At 38.7% G+C, this 20,778-nt stretch carries 20 protein-coding genes and 2 riboswitches; of the genes, 5 read left to right on the top strand and 15 right to left on the bottom strand.

Features of this window, described 5'->3' with window-relative positions; all coding sequences use genetic code 11:
* Positions 1–15: 15 nt before the first annotated feature.
* From AWM68_RS08475 to AWM68_RS08430, 10 genes are all read right to left on the bottom strand, one after another.
* A complete protein-coding gene (locus AWM68_RS08475; RefSeq protein ID WP_066239896.1) occupies positions 16–684 on the bottom strand; it encodes an ABC transporter ATP-binding protein in 669 nt (222 codons plus the stop codon).
* A 7-nt stretch (positions 685–691) separates the two neighbouring features.
* Complete coding sequence (locus tag AWM68_RS08470) at positions 692–1,726, bottom strand: ABC transporter permease (protein WP_066239891.1); 1,035 nt, start codon at positions 1,724–1,726, stop codon at positions 692–694.
* A 158-nt stretch (positions 1,727–1,884) separates the two neighbouring features.
* Positions 1,885–3,264, bottom strand: coding sequence for a sensor histidine kinase (locus AWM68_RS08465; protein ID WP_066239888.1), 1,380 nt, complete (start codon positions 3,262–3,264; stop codon positions 1,885–1,887).
* Positions 3,261–3,938 (bottom strand): response regulator transcription factor, encoded by a 678-nt coding sequence (locus AWM68_RS08460; RefSeq protein WP_066239885.1) that lies wholly within the window; start codon positions 3,936–3,938, stop codon positions 3,261–3,263. Before AWM68_RS08460 ends, AWM68_RS08465 begins: the two co-directional genes overlap by 4 nt.
* 195 nt (positions 3,939–4,133) lie before the next feature.
* Complete coding sequence (gene ribH / locus AWM68_RS08455; RefSeq protein ID WP_066239884.1) at positions 4,134–4,601, bottom strand: 6,7-dimethyl-8-ribityllumazine synthase; 468 nt, start codon at positions 4,599–4,601, stop codon at positions 4,134–4,136.
* 19 nt (positions 4,602–4,620) lie between these two features.
* Complete coding sequence (locus AWM68_RS08450) at positions 4,621–5,814, bottom strand: bifunctional 3,4-dihydroxy-2-butanone-4-phosphate synthase/GTP cyclohydrolase II (protein ID WP_066239880.1); 1,194 nt, start codon at positions 5,812–5,814, stop codon at positions 4,621–4,623.
* 11 nt (positions 5,815–5,825) lie between these two features.
* Positions 5,826–6,473 carry a riboflavin synthase gene (gene ribE / locus AWM68_RS08445; RefSeq protein ID WP_066239876.1) on the bottom strand — a complete coding sequence of 216 codons (648 nt, stop codon included), beginning with the start codon at positions 6,471–6,473 and terminating at the stop codon, positions 5,826–5,828.
* Between the two features lie 445 nt (positions 6,474–6,918).
* Positions 6,919–7,065, bottom strand: a riboswitch (FMN riboswitch).
* Between the two features lie 55 nt (positions 7,066–7,120).
* The gene (locus AWM68_RS08440; protein ID WP_066239873.1) at positions 7,121–8,488 is read right to left on the bottom strand and encodes a TrkH family potassium uptake protein; all 1,368 of its coding nucleotides are present in this window, start codon (positions 8,486–8,488) and stop codon (positions 7,121–7,123) included.
* Between the two features lie 121 nt (positions 8,489–8,609).
* Positions 8,610–9,671: a hypothetical protein gene (locus tag AWM68_RS08435; RefSeq protein ID WP_066239870.1), complete on the bottom strand. Its 1,062-nt coding sequence runs from the start codon at positions 9,669–9,671 to the stop codon at positions 8,610–8,612.
* 89 nt (positions 9,672–9,760) lie between these two features.
* Entirely contained in the window at positions 9,761–10,489 is a 729-nt protein-coding gene (locus AWM68_RS08430; protein WP_066239869.1) for a TIGR02206 family membrane protein, read from the bottom strand.
* Positions 10,490–10,611: 122 nt separating this feature from the next.
* On the opposite strand from AWM68_RS08430, the gene AWM68_RS08425 reads away from it, so the two are divergent.
* Together AWM68_RS08425 and AWM68_RS08420 are read left to right on the top strand one after the other, a co-directional pair.
* Positions 10,612–11,232 carry a YhbD family protein gene (locus AWM68_RS08425; RefSeq protein ID WP_066239866.1) on the top strand — a complete coding sequence of 207 codons (621 nt, stop codon included), beginning with the start codon at positions 10,612–10,614 and terminating at the stop codon, positions 11,230–11,232.
* Positions 11,233–11,253: 21 nt separating this feature from the next.
* Entirely contained in the window at positions 11,254–12,039 is a 786-nt protein-coding gene (locus AWM68_RS08420; protein WP_066239863.1) for a polymer-forming cytoskeletal protein, read from the top strand.
* 97 nt (positions 12,040–12,136) lie between these two features.
* Here the strand turns inward: AWM68_RS08420 and sugE are convergent, their stop codons facing one another.
* On the bottom strand, positions 12,137–12,460 hold the full coding sequence (sugE, locus tag AWM68_RS08415) for a quaternary ammonium compound efflux SMR transporter SugE (RefSeq protein ID WP_066239858.1): 324 nt from the start codon (positions 12,458–12,460) through the stop codon (positions 12,137–12,139).
* 51 nt (positions 12,461–12,511) lie between these two features.
* Positions 12,512–12,613: riboswitch (guanidine-I (ykkC/yxkD leader) on the bottom strand.
* A gap of 52 nt (positions 12,614–12,665) precedes the next feature.
* Positions 12,666–13,580, bottom strand: coding sequence for a LysR family transcriptional regulator (locus AWM68_RS08410; RefSeq protein WP_066239855.1), 915 nt, complete (start codon positions 13,578–13,580; stop codon positions 12,666–12,668).
* A gap of 155 nt (positions 13,581–13,735) precedes the next feature.
* Between AWM68_RS08410 and AWM68_RS08405 the strand changes: the two genes are divergently transcribed.
* Positions 13,736–14,974, top strand: coding sequence for an MFS transporter (locus tag AWM68_RS08405; protein WP_066239851.1), 1,239 nt, complete (start codon positions 13,736–13,738; stop codon positions 14,972–14,974).
* A gap of 34 nt (positions 14,975–15,008) precedes the next feature.
* On the opposite strand, the gene AWM68_RS08400 is transcribed toward AWM68_RS08405, so the two are convergent.
* Positions 15,009–16,217 (bottom strand): MFS transporter, encoded by a 1,209-nt coding sequence (locus tag AWM68_RS08400; RefSeq protein WP_066239848.1) that lies wholly within the window; start codon positions 16,215–16,217, stop codon positions 15,009–15,011.
* Positions 16,218–16,373: 156 nt separating this feature from the next.
* On the opposite strand from AWM68_RS08400, the gene AWM68_RS08395 reads away from it, so the two are divergent.
* Both AWM68_RS08395 and AWM68_RS08390 read left to right on the top strand, forming a co-directional pair.
* Positions 16,374–16,736, top strand: a complete 363-nt coding sequence (locus AWM68_RS08395; protein ID WP_066239845.1) for a winged helix-turn-helix transcriptional regulator — start codon at positions 16,374–16,376, stop codon at positions 16,734–16,736.
* A 120-nt stretch (positions 16,737–16,856) separates the two neighbouring features.
* Positions 16,857–18,314: a flavin monoamine oxidase family protein gene (locus AWM68_RS08390; RefSeq protein WP_066239843.1), complete on the top strand. Its 1,458-nt coding sequence runs from the start codon at positions 16,857–16,859 to the stop codon at positions 18,312–18,314.
* A 245-nt stretch (positions 18,315–18,559) separates the two neighbouring features.
* On the opposite strand, the gene AWM68_RS08385 is transcribed toward AWM68_RS08390, so the two are convergent.
* Both AWM68_RS08385 and AWM68_RS08380 read right to left on the bottom strand, forming a co-directional pair.
* The gene (locus tag AWM68_RS08385; protein ID WP_066239839.1) at positions 18,560–19,072 is read right to left on the bottom strand and encodes a DinB family protein; all 513 of its coding nucleotides are present in this window, start codon (positions 19,070–19,072) and stop codon (positions 18,560–18,562) included.
* 133 nt (positions 19,073–19,205) lie between these two features.
* A complete protein-coding gene (locus AWM68_RS08380; RefSeq protein WP_066239836.1) occupies positions 19,206–20,696 on the bottom strand; it encodes a glycosyl hydrolase family 18 protein in 1,491 nt (496 codons plus the stop codon).
* Positions 20,697–20,778: the final 82 nt, after the last annotated feature.

Below are 20,778 nucleotides of genomic sequence, written 5' to 3'. Positions count from 1 at the left end.
AACGGCTGCTATGATCTACAGAATCTTTCCATCGCTCATTTTAATTATATGATCAGCATAACGAAGCATATCTTCGTCATGTGTAACGATTAGAGTAGTCATTTTTAATGTTTTCGTTAAATCCCGGATTAACGACATTACCTCATTTGATTTTTTGGAATCTAAACTTGCAGTAGGTTCGTCGGCAAATAACACTTTAGGTTTATGGATGATTGCACGAGCAATGGCAACCCGTTGTTTTTCACCTCCCGATAGAGAAGAAGGATAAGCATCTTTACGATGTTCTATGCCAACTAATTGTAAGACTTTGTTTATTTCTTGTTTCGTTTCATTCTTCTTCATTTTGGATGCAGAAACATCCAGCATTAAGATCAGTTGTTCTTCTACTGTGAGAAAGGGAACAAGATGCGCAAATTGAAAAACAAAACCAAATTTACTTGCCCGGATGTTCCGCACTTGTTCTGGTCTCATCGTGGTCATGTTTTCGCCTTCAAATAGAACGTGACCATCTGATGCCCGTTGTAGTCCTGCAGCGATTGTAAGAAGTGTACTCTTGCCAGATCCTGATGGACCTACTAGAGCGGTTATCTCACCTTCATGGAGAGACATGCTGATTCCTTTTAAAATTTCCTCCTTAACGTCACCAACAACATAAGTTTTTCTGACATTATCCATCGTAAGCATTTTTCAATTAAACCTCCCCTTGTTGAATCGCCTGTAATGGTTCTACTCTCTTCATTTGTATTCCAGATAACGTAGCTCCAATAAACCCGATAATCAGAAAGACAGCAGCCAATTGCAAGGTTGTCTCAATGGTTAATATAAAAGGGATGTCCTTAGGTGCAAGACTCGTGAATAATTGGCTAAAAGTAATAGAAAGCGCCAGTGCTGAAAGTGTTATAAACAACATTTGTGTCCACATCATTTTAAATAAATCACTTGTTTTTAAGCCTATCGCTTTTAAAATACCGAATAGACCAATTTTTTGAACGTTCATCATGTAGAAAAAGATACCGAAGAGCATTCCACTAATCACTACCAAGAACCAAATGATCATATTTAATGACGTTTGTTCTGCACTATAACTCGGAATCGTTTTAAGGAAATCACGATTTGAAAAAGATTGCAGATCCTTAAACAACAGAGATGATTCTGCTGTTGGTACAAAGACGAGCTGCATGTCTTCAGTGCGGTAAATCTCTTTATAATTCTCCATACTTATATAGGCTACAGGTGCGTGGCTAAACTTCTTCTGATCCACAAAACTCTTTACGACTAGCTTTCCACTAAATTGATCATGAGTTAATGTATCTCCGACTTTTATGCCTTCCTCCTCTAATGAACGGTCAAGTACAATTTCCCCGGGTTTTACTTTTTGGAATAATTTTGATTCCGTAGATGTGACAAAAGCTACACTTCGCTGTTTGCCACTTTCATCGTTTAAAAAGCCCATCTGAATCGAGAATGCAACAGCTTCTTTTTGTTGGCTGTTTATTTTTTCTTGGATATCCGGATCTATTCTCGATAAATTATAGGTTCCTTCTGCTTCTTTATTCATATATAACTGGCCGCTCGGCAAGTCTTTTATGAGCGAAGCATTATCTTGTGATAATCCATTTGCCAAACCTGAAATAATAAACGTTAATAAACTAACTAGTAAGATGATTGAACCTAAAATGGAGAATCTGACTTTATTCTTTACAATCTCTTTCAACGCAATGTTCATAACCTCTCCTCCAATCTCGTTTTAACATCTCCTAGTCTAGAGGTGTAATATGAACAGACGATGAATAACAAGTTACAAATGTTTTGGAGCAAAAAAAACGTGCCGTGCATCGCTACTTAAGTTTAATAGCAATGCCTGACACGTTTAAAAATGCTCTTCTATGAATTAGGTAATTCAACAACAATGGTAGTTCCCTCATTTTCTTTACTATTCACATCCGTATGACCACCGTGCAGTTTAACAATCGTAGCAACGATGGATAGGCCAAGTCCGGTCCCTTCAACAGCCCGTGAACGTGCTTGATCTGCACGATAAAAGCGATCAAATATCCTGTCTATCTCCTTATGATCCATTCCTATTCCTGTATCTATAAAAGTGATAAATATCGACTTCTCTCTCTTTTCAATTGTGATATCAATACTACCGTTTTGTTTATTATACTTAATGGCATTCGTTAAAAGATTATCCCATACAGCATTCAATAAAGAAGGATCACCGAAAAATTCTGTATCTGGAAGGGAAAAGCGTATCATGAGTCCCTTTTCATTTATCATCCATTGATAATTTCGTACTAGTTCTTTAATCTGCTGTGCCACATTGAATGTTTTTTTCTGTAAGATTTCCTCATTGCGATCGAGTGAGGCAAGAAGTAATAATTGTTTTGTTAGTGAAGAAAGCCTGCTAATTTCACCGTTTATTACAGATATATAGTGTGTTGTTTCACTTGAACTCAGTGATTCCTTTTCTAACAGATTCGTGTATCCTTTTATATTGGATAAGGGAGATTGGATGTCATGAGAGATGTTAGATATAAATTCTTTCCTCATCTCATCTAATTGTTCTAACTTCCGCGACATCTGTAAAAAGCTGCGAGATAACTCCCCTAACTCATCTCCACGTTTTAGATCTAGTTCAACGTTAAAGTTACCTTGTGAAAGTGATTTTGTGGCAACCGATAATTTAGATATTGGCTTTACTAAATATTTTGTGCTCACGACTACCATAACGATGCTAAACATAATCATCAAGGTAAATAACCAGCTGAATAGAATATGCATTTCATTAAAGAGCAGTTTGATGTCAGGTCTAATAAATAGCGCATAGCTTGTCCCATCATGATTTAAAGGTACACCGATCGTGTTTTTTAACTCATTTGCAAAAAAACCTGTCACAAATGTTTCTTTCGGAAAATGAAGGATTCCATGATAGACATCACCGTTTAATACGAACTCTTTCGTTGAAGCAGATAACTCCTTGTTTCGAAAAGATGCTCCAAAATAGGATTCCTCTCCTGAATTTCCAACCAAATAGAGTTGATAGCCCATCTTCCCTAGGTTTTCAAAGTATTCGTTTAGCTCAAGATTGGGGTGGTCTTCAATAAATGACACCATTTCTAGTGCGATTTTTGTGTTTTTCTGATCATTATAGGGTTTTAATTTCTGTTGATAATAGGTATTAGAGATAACAAAAGCGATTAAGCCACTTATAAACATGATGCCTATTGTAAGGACTACAAATTTTACGTAAAGAGACTTCATCGTTTGGCCTCCAATAAATAACCCACCCCACGTACTGTTTTAATTTGAAAATCATCTGTTAATTTATAAAAACGTTCTCTTAATCTTTTTACATGAACATTTACGGTTCGTTCATCTCCTTCATAGTCAAGACCCCAAATATGTTCAATTAACTGTTCTCTTGTGAACACTTGCATGGGGTTTGATATAAAAAAATACAACAATTCAAATTCTTTTAAAGGTAATAGTATAGTTAGATCACCGATGTGAACTTCATAGCTTTTTTTGTTAATAACTGTACGGCCTAAACAAATCTTGAAATCATCCAATTGATTATCATAGCGCCTTAATAAGGCTTTAATTCGAAAGAGTAATTCTTTCGGTTCAAAAGGTTTTACTAAATAGTCGTCTGTTCCGGATATGTAACCTTGTTCTTTATCCTCGATTTGATTTTTAGCCGTTAAGAGGATTATGGGAATGTCATACATCTCCCTTATCTCTTTTGTTAGTGTATATCCGTCCATATAAGGCATCATCACGTCCACAACTGCCAAATCACACTTTTTTTTACGTAATAGGTCTAAAGCTTCTACACCGTCTTGTGCTTGAAGTACATGATATCCAGCTTCAGACAGATGAAGATCTACAAGCTTTAGAATATGGCTATCATCATCGACAATGAGAATATTCGTCATTATTCAATACTCCTATTCTGTTATCCGTTTCATTATCCATAACCTATATTATGGATTATTCCCTGCATTAGTTGTAAGCACCATTAGTCTATACGATTTAAAATGTAATCACAAATTACAGTAGTTCCTATCCCACACCTTCCATCCATAACAAAAACCCGCCACAAAAAGTGACGGGCTTCCACATACATGTTTTTATCCCAACTGACGAGTAAGGTTTGCCATCTCAATCGCAGACACAGCTGCTTCCCAGCCTTTGTTTCCTGCTTTTGTTCCAGCACGTTCAATCGCTTGTTCAATTGAATCTACTGTAAGCACCCCAAAGATCACGGGAACGCCGCTTGTCATCGATGCTTGCGCTACTCCTTTAGCCGCTTCGTTGCATACATAATCGAAGTGTGGCGTAGAACCTCGAATCACCGCTCCTAATGTGATTACTGCATCATAGTTCCCGCTGTCAGCCATCTTTTTAGCGATCAACGGGATTTCAAACGCACCTGGAACCCATGCGATATCAACATCATCTTCTGAAATTCCGTGTCTCTTAAATGCGTCCTGTGCCCCGGAAACTAGCTTATCAGATATAAAATCATTGAAACGCCCTGCAACGATTCCTACTTTTAATCCTGTACCAACTAAATGTCCTTCAAATAATTTTGCCATTTAACGTTTCCTCCTGTATTTAGAAATGAAGCATATGCCCCAATTTGCTCTTTTTTGTTTTTAAATACTCTTCATTGTTCTTATTATGAGGCATCTGAAGTGCCACACGTTCTGTTACTTCTAAGTCATACCCTTTCAATCCCGTAATCTTTCTTGGGTTATTCGTTAAAAGTTTCATTTTGGTGATTCCGAGCTCTTTAAGGATCTGAGCCCCTATTCCATAATCACGCAAATCGGGTGCAAACCCCAGCTGCTCATTCGCCTCCACTGTATCGAGGCCTTCCTCTTGAAGCTTATAAGCTTTCATTTTATTGATGAGTCCGATGCCGCGTCCTTCTTGTCTCATGTATAATAAAACGCCACGACCTTCTTTTTCAATCTGAGAAAGTGCAGCATGAAGCTGAGGACCACAATCACAGCGAGCTGACCCAAACACGTCACCTGTCAAACACTCAGAGTGAACACGAACAAGCACAGGTTCATCACGATTGATCTCACCTTTTATAAGAGCCACGTGTTCTTTCTCATCCAGAACATTTGAAAAACCAATCGCTTTAAAATCACCAAACTCAGTTGGTAGATTAATTTCAACTTCACGATTCACCATCTGTTCGGTTTTGTTTCGGTACGTGATCAGATCTTTAATGGTAATCAACTTCATGTTGTGCTGTTTTGCTAGTTCAACAAGCTCAGGAACACGAGCCATCGTTCCGTCTTCTTTCATGATTTCACAAATTACACCGGCAGAGTGACTGCCGGCTAAATTAGCTAAGTCAATCGCCGCTTCTGTGTGTCCAGCTCGTCTTAAAACCCCGCCTTTTTTTCCGATTAACGGAAAAATATGACCAGGACGCTTAAAGTCAGATGGCGCAGATTCACTGTTCACAAGCTCTCGAACAGTAGCTGCTCGTTCTTGCGCAGAAATCCCTGTTGTTGTAGAAATGTGATCGACGCTTATTGTAAAAGCCGTTCCGTGTGAATCCGTGTTAGCCGCTACCATCGGTGAAAGATCTAGCTTTACCGCAATTTCTTCAGAGATCGGTGTACAAACGAGACCACGTCCGTGTGTCACCATAAAGTTGATTGTAGCAGGCGTTATTCCCTCAGCCAGCGCAACAAAGTCACCCTCGTTTTCACGATCTTCATCATCTACTACGATTACAATTTTTCCATCTTTAAGATCAGCAACTGCTTCTTCTATGGAGTGAAACATGAACTCTCCTCCTAAAATCCGTGCTCTTGCAAGAAATCAAGAGACAGCTTTGACTTTTTTGTAGTATCTTCTTTCGGTGACAACATATTGTGTACATATTTTGCAAGCATGTCACATTCAATGTTCACGATGTCACCCGTACCCTTTGAACCTAGAATCGTATGTTCTGCTGTATGAGGAATCAAAGAAACGGTAATTGAACTTGTAGTGACTTCGAATATAGTGAGACTCGTCCCATCTACACATACAGAGCCTTTCAACATGAAATAGCGCATCAGATGGTCAGGCAATGCAATCGTATAATAGATGGCATTCTTCTCTGGACGCTTTTCAATAATTGTTCCTGTACCATCAACATGTCCGGAAACAAAATGTCCACCGAACCGACCACCAGCAGCCATCGCTCGTTCAAGATTGACCGCATCACGATTGTTTAACAGTCTCAATGCGGAAGAACGAAACGTTTCAGGCATAACATCCACAGTAAACTCCCTTGTATTAAAAGAAGTCACCGTTAAACAAACACCGTTTACCGCTATACTGTCTCCAAGGTTTACATCTTTCAGTACTTTTTCAGCCGTAACGGTAAGTACGATCGTTTCGTTGCCTTTTGAGATGGATTTTATCGTACCTTTTTCTTCAATAATGCCTGTAAACAAAAAGCTTTCCCTCCCATTGTTGTTTTTGGTAGTAGTTAATTTCCGTTCCAGGTGATCGCTTTCCGCGGGGCAGGCGGTGAGCCACATTCTTAACGTTTCACTTTTAAGTGTCTCACCTGCCAGCCTTAAGGAAGTACCCTTGCTCCTGCGTCTAAAAGCAAATGCTACCGAGGTAAGCTTCCTCGTCACATGCCTTGCTTAGAAGTTTTTCAAGTGGTAGGCACGCACCTTCCACTCCAATCAACTTGTCAATGAAGCAAAGAACAAATAGATAAAAAAGAACTACCCTTTAGAAAATACTTCGTCGTAAATATGCAAAGCGGGAGTCTAAATTACATAAATAAAAATAACCCCGGAAACAAGTTGTTTCCGGGGTTTGTGTTAAAAGTATAACGAAATAAACCTTTAATATCCCTATTTTACATACAGGCAATTAAAAGCGTTCACGTTCCTTCTCCCATCCAGACTTTACTGTCGGCTTCGGAATTGCACCGAATCCACCGTTTCTGCTAAAGCAAAACCGGGTCACGGACTGAGAGGCTTTTGCCTCATCACCGCCGGTTGGGAATTTCACCCGACCCCGAAGGACACTATTTACTTATGTTCATTATAAATAAACAATAGATTGAATTCAAACATGACTGCTCTTATTGCCCGATAATTAATTTTTCTTTCGGATAATGAATGTGTTCTGTCACTACTTTCCCTCGGATAATGAAGAGGAATGACAGTACACCGATTCTTCCTATAAACATGAGCAGCATGAGAATAACTTTTCCGGTTGAGCTTAAATCACCAGTAATTCCTGTTGAAAGCCCTGTTGTTCCGAATGCTGAGCAAACTTCAAAAAAGAGATACTCGATCGGCATCGGGTCTGTAATCGCTAGGATAATCGTAGACGTCGTACAGAGCACCATCGCAACGATAATAACAATAAACGATTTCTGAATATCTTCAGGATAAATTTCACGCTTAAAAATCTTAATCGTATTTCTTCCTTTAGCGTAAAAGAGAATGGCTAAAAGGGCTACAGCGAAGGTTGTTGTTCGAATTCCTCCACCCACCGAGCTTGGTGATGCCCCAATAAACATCATTACACCTAAAAATAGTAGGGTTGGCACAGTGAATTCAGAGACATCCATCGTTGATAAACCGCCGCTTCGTGTTGTAACAGACTGGAATAATGAATAGAATAGGGTTTCATGCCAAGATTTCCCTTCAAAGAACGCATGTGACTCTAATACATAAATACCGATCGCTCCAGCAACGACTAATACGGCAAATGTTGTGGTTGTTACTTTAGTAAATAGTGTAAACGTGTATCGTTCTAAATACTTTCTCTCTTTTATAAAGTTATTGATCTCTACTAAAACAGGAAACCCTATGGCCCCTGCTGTAATCAAGAACATCGTAACAATTTGAACGAGATAATCGTGGCTAAAGGGGATCAGCGAGCTTCCTGTTATATCAAACCCTGCATTTGTCGTTGCCGTAACAGATGCGAAAAATGCGTGATACAACACCTCTAACTCTGTATCATAATAAGGTTGAAACAGGATAAAGAACAATATGGTTCCTACAATCTCAATCCCAATAATTAGTGTTAAAATTTGCTTCATCAGCTGTACAAGCCCTGCAAGCGTCGATTGATTTTGATCCGTCATGATCAATTGGCGCTCTCTCATCCCAATACGCTTACCGATCAAGAGCCAGATTGCTGTACCTAATGTCATCACTCCGATACCACCGATCTGTACAACGATCGCAAGGAGTATGACCCCTATATGATTGAAAGTTTCAGAGATATTGACAGAGGTTAGACCCGTAACACTTACAGCACTGACTGCCGTAAATAATGTATCAATAAATGACAGCTTAACTCCCTCTTTATGTCCGACTGGCAAACTCAATAAAATGGTCGCTATTATGACAGACAATAAATAAAAGAAAACAATAAGTTGAACAGAAGTTAAAAAAGTCTTTTTTTGTTGTGTCGTTCCAGTATTTTTAAACATAGATCTTGTCACCTGTCGAGTGAATTTTTCTGTAACCTTCTGAAATCTTAACAATAGCATTTCCATTTAACAAGGTGAAATTGAACATTTGTTAAAAAAAGACTGTATAACTCTAACCCATCTATTTCTCAGAAGCGATTTTCTGTTCAATCTGTCTTTTAAGCTCACTAGAATGATCGACTTTTATAATCACTCTTGTGACGTTCTTCTTAAATCCGTAGATAATGGTTGATTGGACCGTTTTCTTCAACACTAACTCGATCTCTGGTTTTTCAGGAATAAAATCACTTACTCTTGCTTCAAATGTATATTTCTTTTCAGTTGCAGGAATCTCCTCTGGCCCTTCATATGTCTTCAATTCTTGTATCGCGCTAAACGGCAGCTCCAGTCTTTTCATAAATCCTACATTCATAATTAGTGTTTGATCTGAAACGATAAGCGGGACTTTCTTAACAGCCTGCATCTGACCGACCAGAAAAAGAATGGAATAGATGTTAAGGAAAAGAAGAATGAGTGAGACCGTATGATTCACTTGACTGAAGAAGTAGTGAAGCCCTACAGATTCTATGATGAGTGCGTGGATAAGCATCAGTTGAAGAGCAACATAGCTCGTATTCTTATGGTATGTAAAAGTGTTATCAGCAGTTAAAGGCGCTATACGCCAGGAAAACAGCGCATAATAAAGCATCGTAACTTCACTCAAAACAGCATCAACCAACCTGCTTTGAACAAAGTGCATGTTAACTGCACGTTTCATTTTAATTAAAAATGGAATCTCAGCTGGCAGTTCCATATATGTCTTTTTAACATTTGGGAACTTTTTGCATATCAAGATCAATAAATAAAGTTCAATTGTGATAAAACCCGCTTCTAAAAGTAGAAGAGCTTTTGGAACTGCAGAAAAGTTATTCAATAAAAAGTCAGGAATGATATACGAGGCGAGACCATAGCTTACAAGCGCAACAAGTAATGTCAGTTTCCAAGAATATCGTTTGCGGATAATAAAATAATAGGTGAGCAGCGGGATAACGAGAAGAAAGTCAAGCAAGGAGCCGATTACAACACTATTTGGAACAGGTTGGAAATAGGAAGTCTGGTACAAAATCACGTTGCTTCCGATCACTAAGAAGCATAGTGCAAGAAAAAGTACCCATCGAATAGGTCTAATTAGCGTGTCATTCATAAAATCCCTCCTCACCTTTAGTATACAATAAATACCATTTAATTCTTTTAATTCCATACTCCGTCACAAAAAGTTCAAAAAACAGACCACTACGCTTTAAATAGCGTGTGGTCTTTTCTCGTAAAGTTTGACTTTTCTTTTACCGGGATAAAAACAAGCAGACAGAAACACAAAGCAACGAATTCAAGCGAGAGAATATACAACGGATGAGGTCCTAAATAATCCATTAAAGATGCATTGTCTGGTTTCTTCATCAAAAACATATAATTTGCCCCTATTAAGATATTAATCATATATACTCCAAGGGCGTATACATTCAGCCAAAGAAAGGACATAAAAAAACGGGCCCAGCTTATTCGATAAGATTTTATGATCCCGTAATATAAGGCTGTCCACACGATGAAGGCATGTGCTATAAAATATTGAATAAATCGAAAATGCCACGGCTCTTGATATAACTCGGGTGTCAGTAACCCCTGTATAGCCCCTGTTAAACCAAAAAGATAAACAAAACCAAACAGCTTTCGGTTATCTGTTAACAATAAAACAATACTTAATAAACTATTTAAACTGCAAAGCTGCAGTGGCAAAAAGTACTTCACGTTCCACATATCGTTATAGATTGCCCAGAAGTGGTAAGAAACTTCAGAAAATATCAGGCCCATGAGCAGAACTGTCTTAACCACATGCTTTCCTATTATCTGAAAACGCAGCACATATATTGTTACACTTACAATAAAAATCAAACAAAGTATGAATACATGCTCTGTACCAAACATCTTAAAACCCGAAGAACCTGGGCCAAACCAATTCTCCATTTATCCCCCTCCATCTTTACATATAGATATTCAAACCCTATTAGAGATTTTCCTTTTAAAGGTATTATTTTTGTTGCTTAACGTAACAGTGTTATGTTACATTGTTTTCAAGGAGGTTAAACATGGAAAATCTAATCTCAAAAAAAGATCTGCTCGAAGCAGCTAATATCTCATACGGTCAACTGTACCGCTGGAAAAGAAAAAACTTGATTCCCGAGAGCTGGTTCATTCGAAAATCCACATATACTGGTCAAGAAACTTTTTTCCCAAGAGATGATATGTTACTGCGAATTGAAAAAATCAAATCACTAAAAGATGATTTATCACTCGATGAACTAGCTGATATGTTTTCTCCCTCTCCTGCTTTAACTTCATTATCAGCAGAAGAACTCACCAAACGTAACATTGTTTCAAATACATCTTTAGAAATGTACATCAGTCATCATGGTACAACCAATTCCTTTAATTTTAATCAATTACTAACTTTGTATGTTTTAGACAAATTACTCCAAACAGGCGAAGTCAATCGTTCTGAAGGGTTGGATTTGTTAGACGTGCTCGCTAAACATTCACAGAATCTGAAAAGCAATGAAAGTGAATTGATCTTTATTCGCAAGATGGGTGTGTCCTTTTTTATCCTGACACCAGAACCCGCTAAGTTGTTCGTAGAATCTCAAGCAAAAATCATTGTTCATTATAAACTCAATCAGTTCACAGAAGAACTTAAATTAAAACTTTCTTAAACGTTGAGGAGGAATTAAGCAATGGAGAAAACAGCAAATAAAAACATCAGTATTTCTGGATCAGGAACTTCTTCTGGCGGTGAGTATAACCAAGTAAAGGTGAACGGTTCCGCTCATATTAACGGTGATTTGACGTGTGAAGAGTTCAAATGTAATGGCAGTGCACATATTGAAGGAAACATGACAACGGAAACTGCAAAAATCAACGGCTCTACTCATATTGAAGGAGATATAGACGCCAAAGAGATGACGATCAACGGCAGTGCTGATATTGACGGCAATCTGTTTTGCAAAGAATTAAAGGTGCAGGGCTCCTCATCTGTTAAAGGCGACTTAAAAGGAAAAGAAATCATTATACGCGGTTCAGCTTCTGTACAAGGAAATGTCTCATGTGAAGAAGTAGATGTTAAAGGTCAGGTAAAGATTAAGGGAGATTGTGAAGCTGAATCCTTTGAGGCACATGGTAATTTTAAAATTGATGGTCTGTTAAACGCCGGCACAATTGACATTGAATTGCTACGACATTGTGAAGCGAAGGAAATAGGCGGAGAAAATATTTCAGTGAAAAAGACGAGAGATTCTTCAGGTTTTAAAAAACTGATTAAATTCTTTATGAGCAACCATAACGATCAACTTACAGCCGAAGTCATTGAAGGTGATCACCTTTACCTCGAACACACCCACGCTGAAATCGTTCGCGGAAATACGATTGAAATCGGTCCAGGGTGCGTGATTAAAAGAGTGGAATACAAGACGAGTCTAGAAGTTAATGAAAGTACAAAAATCGGTGCACAGGAGAAAATTTAGTAAGATGCACATTGTTAAGGCATTTATTTTTCCTCATAGTGCTCATCCATTCCATATAAAAGCTGCCTTAAACAGATGTTTAAGGCAGTTTTCTCATTCATTGACTTCCAGCTGTTACCTTCAACCCGATAATTCCTGTAATAACAAACGCTAAGAATACAAAACGAAGCAGCGTTTTCGGTTCACCAAAAAGAATGATGCCTAAAATCACTGCACCTGCTGCACCAATTCCCGTCCATATGGTATACGCTGTTCCGATCGGCAGCACTTTTGTAGCCTGAGACAAATAATAAAAACTTATAATCATACCGATAACCGTTATGACCGATGGCCAAAGCCTAGTAAAACCATTCGTATATTTTAACCCGATTGCCCAAACGATCTCAAAAATCCCTGCAATAAATAAGTAGACCCATGCCATACTAAATGACCTCCTAAAATAAATAAAGCCCGGGAAGATATAGTATCTATATCCTCCCAGGCTTTTATCCTTCCGTGTACACTTTGTATCTAAAGTGCGCTTTCTCTCGGACCAGGCTAGTAAATGCACTACGGAACCCTAGAAAGCTTTCCGTTTATTTTATCAAAAAAGGGTAATTTGTGCCAGGAATTAACTTGCTTAATATTTATTTTGAAGTGATGCGTTTTACCTTACAGCTTGGGTGTTCTTTTTCGATGGTTTCAAACAGTGTTTGGATAAAAGACTCTTGTGATAATGAAATCTCCGTATCTCTCTTCAATTGAACCAATGCGCTTACTCTATAGAGCATAGGAAAGTCTTTTACCGTTAATTTCACGAGTTCCCCATCTTTTAATTCCTTTGCTACCATTGTTTCTGTTAGAAGAGACACGCCCACACCGTTTTTTATCATGTCAAGCGCCGTTTGTGGAGGCACTTCTACGTTATGAAATGGGATTAAATCCTTTTGTACGTTCTTGGTTTCAACACTCCAATCTACCAATAAGTAAGGTTCAGCACGCTTTAACTCAGGTAACTCAATCCTTTCTTTTTGAGCTAATGGGTGATTACAATGCGCCACAAAAATTAAAGGTTCTTGTAGTTGCAAAAGACTTCTTAATTCAGAGTTAAAAAAAGGATATGTCATGAGGCACATTTTTACGTAGCCTTCATAAAGCATCTCTAATAGTTCTTGGTTATGACCCGTATGGATGATGATCCCTAGATCAGAATTCTTTTTGTATAGTGTTGTAAGTGTTGAAGAAAAGTAATGGGTTGCAAGTGTAGGCAGCGTTCCAATAGCAAGAGTCCCCCCTTTTCCTTCTTTAATCAGTCTCGATTGTTCGATTCCTTTATAAAGGGTTGCTAGTGCTTGTTGAGCAAAAGGTAGAAAGGTTCTTCCCAATAGCGTTAATTCTAGCTTGATACCTCCCCTTTTAAACAGCTCTCCTCCTACTTCCCCTTCAAGATTCTTTATTCGTATGCTAATGGCCGGCTGTGAAATATCCATCATTCGTGCAGCCTTGCTGAAGCTACCGCTTCTGACCACTTGATCAAACGCTTGTAATTGATTGAAATCCATTCGTTCCACCACTTACCTCATTAGTTTTTTTTAATAATGAATATAACTTATATTATATTGTTAAATACACAACATTCAAATACACTTTTTCTTATTAGAAAGGAAAAGGCTTGTCTTAAGGAAAGAGCCTTAGAAAAAGAAAGGGTGTACGAAATTTGTCTATTCAAAATGTCTTTAAATTTCCTCATCTTGTTATTTTATGGATCAGCCAATTGTTTTCAGCTATTGGAGATCATTTGTATGTTGTAGCCATTACGTGGATTGCCATTCAAGAGCTGGGTTCCTCTGCTGCTTATGTAATTGGTGCGGGGACTTTTTCCGCTTTATTCTTCGGCGTGTTAGGCGGTATATATGCTGACCGCTGTAATCGATTGAAAACGATGATTGTGACAGATCTACTCAGAGCTTTACTGGTTGCATGTATTCCCGTTATAGAATGGGTGACTGAGATTCATCTATGGCACCTCGTTATAATTAGTGTAGCTGTATCAGGCTTAGGTACTTTTTTTAATCCATCTCTTCAATCAAGCTTGCCTTCCCTTTGCAAAGACCCGAAGTTATTACAGCAAACAAACGCCTTAATGGATACAACTCATCGTTTGGCAAGGATACTCGGTCCCGGTTTAACAGGCGTTTTTCTTTTGTTTCTCCCACTACCGCACTTCTTTTCATTCGATTCTTTAACGTTTGTGGTTTCTGCCATTGCTCTAACGTTTATTCGAAAATCATTTCTTAAAACTGACGATCATCTACAAAGCAAACCTACTCATAAAGTGCAGACACCATTAAGAGATTTAACTCAAGCGTTCATCTTACTTCGTCATCATAAACTTCTTGTATGGGCATTGATCAGTTTGGGACTTGTGAACTTGTGCTGGGGTGCTGTTTACATGGTAGGAGTTCCCCTTTTAACCGAAAAGGTGTTAAACGAAAGTATAGCTTCATTTGGACTAATTGGAGGCGCTTATGGTGTTGGTAATATCATCAGCTTATTGGTTGTAGGCAACATGAAAAGAAACATGGTTTATATGTATATCGGACACCTCATCTTAGGTATTGGATTCATCGTTATCGCTTCAGCCGATACCCTATGGGTCGCACTACTCGGAGCTGTTATTGCTGCATTCGGTAGTCCAATGGGAGATATTCTTTTACTTACAATAATTCAGACGGATTTTCCTGAAACTCAGATTGGGAAGATCTATAGCTTTCGTTCTCTTATAGGAGGACTAGGCCTTTCTTTAGGTACGTTACTGGCAAGTATGTTCTATCGGCTGTTACCGATATCGGTTGTTATGTTTATTTTTTCAGCGATCATAATCGGCATTGGACTATCAGGAATTATGATTTTAAAAAGAATTAACCTTAAGCCTGTTTTCCATTACAGCAAATAAATAAAGGCAACCCTAGGGCTGCCTTTATATTTCTTTATCCTGCGCTTCTTTCAAGAGAAGTACTCCACGCTGTTAAAAGAACTGCACCGAATACCATAACTCCACCAATCCAAGGTGTATGAATGATACCGATCGAATCCACTATGATACCTCCGACAAATGCACCAATCGCAATCCCAAGGTTAAACGCAGCGATGTTGATAGCAGATGCAACATTTACCGCAGACGGTACATATCTTTCGGCAAGTTTCACAACATAAACTTGTAGACCCGGAACATTCATAAAGGCTAATAACCCTAATAGGAAAATCGTAATGGTACCTGCAACTTTAAATGGTGCAGTAAACGTTAAGATAACGAGAATAATGGCTTGGACAACAAACATCCAGAACAATGCTTTAATCGGATTTTTGTCTGCAGCTTTACCTCCAACGGTATTACCGATTGCAACCGCAATTCCGTAAACAAGGAGAATCCAGCTAACCGCTTTAGGAGCGTAGCCCGTTACATCTTCAAGTATAGGTGCGAGATACGTAAAAGCTACAAATGTTCCGCCATATCCTAGAGCTGTAATTGCAAAGGCTAATAATAAGCGTCCGTTCTTGATAATTTTTAGTTGATCTTTAAGACTTGAAGGCGGTGCTTCTTTTAAATTATTTGGAATTAATATGGCACTTGCGATGATAGCAACGACACCTAATAATGCAACAGCCCAGAACGTTGCTCTCCATCCTAATGTTTGGCCAATAAATGTTCCTAAAGGCACGCCTGTTACGGTTGCAACCGTTAGCCCAGTAAACATAAAGGCGATGGCACTTGCTCGTTTATGCTCAGGAACAAGATCAGCTGCGATTGTAGCTCCAATTGAAAAGAACACGCCATGTGAAAATGCCGTAATGAACCGAGCGATCAATAACAGGTTAAAACTTGTTGATAATGCTGCTATACTGTTTCCAGCTATAAAAATAACCATTAAAAGCAGCAACAATGTCTTTCTGTTCATTTTATTCGTTAACGCTGTAAGAACGGGTGCTCCAAAGGCAACCCCCATGGCATACCCAGATATGAGTAAACCAGCTAACGTAATGGTTATATTTAAATCAGATGCTAATGATGATAAAAGTCCAACAGGTACAAATTCTGTTGTTCCGATTCCAAAAGCTGAGATCGCTAATGCTAATAGTGCGGGAAAACCACCTTTTGATTTTGGCGCGGTTTCCACTTTCACTGCTGTTGAATTCATCTATAAATCCCTCCATTGATTTTTAAATAAGCCATGCACTAGTCATTTGGATGACTCGATGTTATTATGAATCTTACACAAACTTAAAGTAAGTACGCACTTTTAAGTAATGTAGGCACTTTTAAGTAACAATTGAATGATGGAGGTGTTTTATTCATGAAAAAGTACAATATACCCGTTGAAGCCGCACTGGAAGTCATCGGCGGAAAGTGGAAAGTGGTCATTTTATGCCACCTTATAAAAGATAAGCGAAGAACCGGTGAATTGAAACGATTAATGCCCGGAATCACGCAAAAAATGCTTACTCAGCAGCTTCGTGAGCTGGAAGAAGACGGCGTAATCCTCCGCGAAGTGTATAACCAAGTACCGCCTCGTGTTGAATATTCTTTAAGTGATTATGGCTGGTCACTAAAAGGGATTTTAGACTCACTTTGCGCTTGGGGCGAGCAGCATATTGAGAAAACTTACCCAAATAAAGAAGAGGTTTTGGTTCAGACTGAAGAACTAGAACAGGTATAGATAGTGAAAAGGACAGCCACACCGGCTGTCTTTTTTAGTTTTATCAGCAAAATAATATTGTTAAGTAAAAGTTAATACATTATTAGAAAAACATGAGCATTCGCACAGGGGGGAACTGGCATGAACCTGAACCGTCTATCAGATGATGAAATGCTGAATGCTATTAAGAACGGTCTAGAGAAGACCCTCTCTCCTCAAAAAATTATTATCGTAGGAGCAGGAATGGCTGGGCTTGTCGCGGCTTCCCTCTTAAAAAACGCTGGCCACGATGTTATTCTTTTAGAATCTACTCATCGTGTCGGAGGCCGCGTCTATACCGTAAGAGCTCCTTTTACACATGGTAACTATTTTGAAGCAGGTGCTATGCGTATTCCTGAAATGCACAAACTCGTTTTGGCATATATCGATAAATTCAAATTGGCTAAAAATGAATTCATAAACAGCAATCCGCATGACCTTCTTTTTGTTAATGGCATTCGTACAACGAATTGTGAATACGAAAAAACTCCGGATATGCTCGGTTTTCCTTTTATGGAAAATGAGAAAGGCAAAACAGCTGAACAGCTTATTCAATTTGCCGTTCAGCCTATTTCTGATTTTCTTGAAAAAGATCCTGAAAAGAAATGGCCGATTGTTATTCGAAATTTTCAGCACTACTCGTTAGACCATTATTTACGCAATAATCCGTTTGGAAGATCCCTATCCCCCGGTGCGATCGAGAGCATCAAAGTTCTCTTATCACTGGAAGGTCTTCCTGAGCTCTCTTTTTTAGAAGTGTTGCGCGACATCTTAATCATCTTCCAGCCAAAAATAAAATATTTCGAGATCACAGGCGGCTACGACCAACTGCCCAGAGCCTTTCTTAAAGACTTAAGGCATCACATCTATTTTGGTCAAAAATTAACGAAGATCGTTCAGGACCAGACAAAGGTGAAACTCTATACAGAAAGTCCGCAAACTCTGCACCGCTTCTCTTTCGAAGCCGACAGAGTTATACTGACTCTTCCTTTTTCTGTTCTTAACTTTGTTGATATAGAACCGTTTGAATCCGTTTCTTATTACAAGCGAAAAGCAATTCGAGAGCTTCATTATGTCCCTTCTATAAAAATCGGGATTGAATTTAAACATCGATTTTGGGAAAAAAATGGCCTTAAAGGCGGTAAAACGGTTACCGATCTAGCAACACGTTTCACACACTACCCAAGCCATAACAGACAAGATACATCATCAGGCGTTGTAATAGGAAGTTATACATGGGAAGATGATACGTTTCCTTGGAGAAGTTCCTCTAACGAGATGAAGATTAAAGAAACCCTTAAATACCTCGCACAATTTCATGGCAAAGACGTTTATCATTATTTTGTTACAGGCGCTAGTCATGATTGGTCAACTGACTTGAATGCTGGAGGCTGCTTTACGATGTTTAAACCTTATCAGGAGTTAGAATTGTATGAATCGATAAAATCAATAGAAGGAAGATTGCATTTTGCGGGTGAACATACAACCCTTAAGCATGGATGGGTTGAAGGTGCTGTAGAGTCAGGGATTCGGGCAGCTATTGAAATCAATGGAGGGTAAATAGATATCATCCACTTTACGTGAATAAATTTCATTTAATGTGAAATTATTTAAAATAACGTGAATATATCTCCATTAACGTGAAATTATTTAAAATAACGTGAATATAATTTTTCTTGTATGCTGGAAACGAACAATTCACGATAATGTCTATCTTAAAAACACAAATTGAACATTCCAATAAAATAAAAGCTTAAAAATAAGCCGACTTTTCTAATAGAGTCGGCTTTTTCTTAAACACCTGTTTAATTTTTGGCAAGATATCTCTCTAATATAATGTTTCGATGGTGAAGTTCGTGCCCTGCGATAATCATCATTAGTGCGGAAACTGAAACTTCATGGCCATTTGCTGTGCCTATTTTGGATCGAGCTTCTTTAGGTAAACTGTTAATCAGCTGAATCGTTGCTTGGCGAACGGCAACAAAATGCTCTAATAATCTCTTCATCGAATGGCTATCAAAATCAGCTTCTTCCACATATGCATTCTCATCATATCCTGGCAATGAAACTCTATCTCCGCGCGCGATCGAAAGTAATCTGTAGCTCATGATTCTTTCTGTATCCACCACGTGACCGATCACCTCTTTTATACTCCATTTGCCTGCTGCATAACGATGTGCGCATTTCTCTTCACTCAACATACTCATCAATCCAACTGTTTCACGCATTTGATCTTCAAGAATTTGAACCATATCCCCTTTTGGCACTAGCTTTACATACGTTTTATAATAATCCGCGTACTTATAAGTTTCTGTCATATACTTTTCATCCTCTCCTTATTTTTCAAGTTCCTATATTTGTATTTTTCTACTAATATTATGAAAACGCAAGAAAAGAGCTAGTCCATTTTCACATAGGACTCGCTCTCTTCTGTAGATTTCTATTCCAACTCTATTCCAACACACTCCAAATGTCCTCTGGTCCACCGCCAACATACCAGGCTGCGGTTCCGCGCAAATGATACTTCTTTACAAGGTCATAACGAAGCTTCATTGAATCCTCGTCTTCTACCCAAATCTGATGTTTTTCGCCATTTTCCATAAACTCTACATAGTTCTGCGAAGTGCTGTCATCCCACTTTTTTGTTAACCCTTTTTCTCGGATCAGCTTCTCTGTTTCAATGATGGTTCTATCGACACTTCTGACTTTTCCGCTATTGTCAGTTATCCATTCTCTCGTGTAAAAAGGAACGCCAAGTAAAATTTTATGTCCAGGGACTTCTTCTAGCAGTAGCTTGATCCCTTCATCTGTCCATGGAAGGGATGCAACAGACCCTGCCTTTGGAGAACTTCCCCAATGTTCATCGTAACCCATCAATACAATAAAATCCGCTGCTTCTCCAAGGCCAGCCCGATCCAAACTTCCTGACCAGAATGGATCATCATTTTCACGGCTAACATCTACTGAGACAAAGATTCCATACGGCTGAAGTTCCTTTTTTAATTCCTGAATGAACGTAACATAATCCTTCTTATTCTTAGGATCAATGTTTTCAAAGTCTACATTGATTCCTTGACTCTTCGTTTGCACTAAAGATTTCTTTAAGCTGCTGATCACTTTCTGACGATTTCCTGCATCAGAAAGAATGAAGTCAGTCAGTGCTGGATCAAATCTGTTCCCAAATAGTGGCCATACTTGCTTGCCTGCTTTAGCAGCAGAAACGGCATAGTGATTATCCTCATTTAAGCTGATCAATTTCTCATAACTAAGTGTATACCACCTAGGTGATACCACATCTAACCCATTGATGCGGAGTTGTTTTTGATACGAATCATGTTTACCATTATACTTCCAGCCAAGATTGAAACGATCCTGTTTACTCTGTTTAACAGCTGATTGTTGAACCCATCCGGTTTTGCCGTCTAATAGCTGCAGCTGATAAAACCCTTCAGGGATTTCTAAGTCGGTACCTGGTTGCAGGACAACAGCATCTACCTGGTTATTTTTTATAAGGCGATCGATCGAAGTGTTATACGCTCTTGCAATTTTCCAGAGTGAATCCGCCCTCTCTACCTGATGACTTACTAAATCCCGAGGTATGATTAAACGCTGTCCTACATATAGCCGCGAACCAATCAAACGATTTTCTTTCTTAACTTCATTTACAGTTACCCCATAGTGCCGGGCTACTAAATATAGCGTATCCCCTGTTGCAACCGTATGAATTACCTCCCCATCTACCGCCTCTTTTCGCTTAATGATAGGATATTCTTCACCTCGTACCAAATTTGTTACAACTTGTGATTGCATTTTTGATGACGTGAAAGCAGTAGTACTTGATGCAGAAACCTTGCCAACTGAAATTGGCTCAGCCCCGTATACGTGTCTAGAATGACAGACACTAACAAATAACACGGCAATAATTAGACTAAATTTATACACAGTTCCCCTCCAGTTTCCCCTTTTTATCTACGTTTCTAGGGTACATGGTGGATAGAGCGAACTGAACAGGTACTTAGTGGAA

Origin of the sequence: Fictibacillus phosphorivorans (assembly GCF_001619875.1) — a bacterium.
Lineage (GTDB): Bacteria > Bacillota > Bacilli > Bacillales > Fictibacillaceae > Fictibacillus > Fictibacillus phosphorivorans_B.
Note: the sequence above shows the minus strand (reverse complement) of the source record. Positions and strands in the feature narration are given on the sequence as shown.

What these genes read in the sequence shown, in the direction of transcription:
- AWM68_RS08475 (WP_066239896.1), bottom strand. Translation starts at nt 684, where the DNA reads ATGCTTACGATGGATAATGTCAGAAAAACTTATGTTGTTGGTGACGTT.
- AWM68_RS08470 (WP_066239891.1), bottom strand. Translation starts at nt 1,726, where the DNA reads ATGAACATTGCGTTGAAAGAGATTGTAAAGAATAAAGTCAGATTCTCC.
- AWM68_RS08465 (WP_066239888.1), bottom strand. Translation starts at nt 3,264, where the DNA reads ATGAAGTCTCTTTACGTAAAATTTGTAGTCCTTACAATAGGCATCATG.
- AWM68_RS08460 (WP_066239885.1), bottom strand. Translation starts at nt 3,938, where the DNA reads ATGACGAATATTCTCATTGTCGATGATGATAGCCATATTCTAAAGCTT.
- ribH (WP_066239884.1), bottom strand. Translation starts at nt 4,601, where the DNA reads ATGGCAAAATTATTTGAAGGACATTTAGTTGGTACAGGATTAAAAGTA.
- AWM68_RS08450 (WP_066239880.1), bottom strand. Translation starts at nt 5,814, where the DNA reads ATGTTTCACTCCATAGAAGAAGCAGTTGCTGATCTTAAAGATGGAAAA.
- AWM68_RS08440 (WP_066239873.1), bottom strand. Translation starts at nt 8,488, where the DNA reads ATGTTTAAAAATACTGGAACGACACAACAAAAAAAGACTTTTTTAACT.
- AWM68_RS08435 (WP_066239870.1), bottom strand. Translation starts at nt 9,671, where the DNA reads ATGAATGACACGCTAATTAGACCTATTCGATGGGTACTTTTTCTTGCA.
- AWM68_RS08430 (WP_066239869.1), bottom strand. Translation starts at nt 10,489, where the DNA reads ATGGAGAATTGGTTTGGCCCAGGTTCTTCGGGTTTTAAGATGTTTGGT.
- AWM68_RS08425 (WP_066239866.1), top strand. Translation starts at nt 10,612, where the DNA reads ATGGAAAATCTAATCTCAAAAAAAGATCTGCTCGAAGCAGCTAATATC.
- AWM68_RS08420 (WP_066239863.1), top strand. Translation starts at nt 11,254, where the DNA reads ATGGAGAAAACAGCAAATAAAAACATCAGTATTTCTGGATCAGGAACT.
- sugE (WP_066239858.1), bottom strand. Translation starts at nt 12,460, where the DNA reads ATGGCATGGGTCTACTTATTTATTGCAGGGATTTTTGAGATCGTTTGG.
- AWM68_RS08410 (WP_066239855.1), bottom strand. Translation starts at nt 13,580, where the DNA reads ATGGATTTCAATCAATTACAAGCGTTTGATCAAGTGGTCAGAAGCGGT.
- AWM68_RS08400 (WP_066239848.1), bottom strand. Translation starts at nt 16,217, where the DNA reads ATGAATTCAACAGCAGTGAAAGTGGAAACCGCGCCAAAATCAAAAGGT.
- AWM68_RS08395 (WP_066239845.1), top strand. Translation starts at nt 16,374, where the DNA reads ATGAAAAAGTACAATATACCCGTTGAAGCCGCACTGGAAGTCATCGGC.
- AWM68_RS08390 (WP_066239843.1), top strand. Translation starts at nt 16,857, where the DNA reads ATGAACCTGAACCGTCTATCAGATGATGAAATGCTGAATGCTATTAAG.
- AWM68_RS08385 (WP_066239839.1), bottom strand. Translation starts at nt 19,072, where the DNA reads ATGACAGAAACTTATAAGTACGCGGATTATTATAAAACGTATGTAAAG.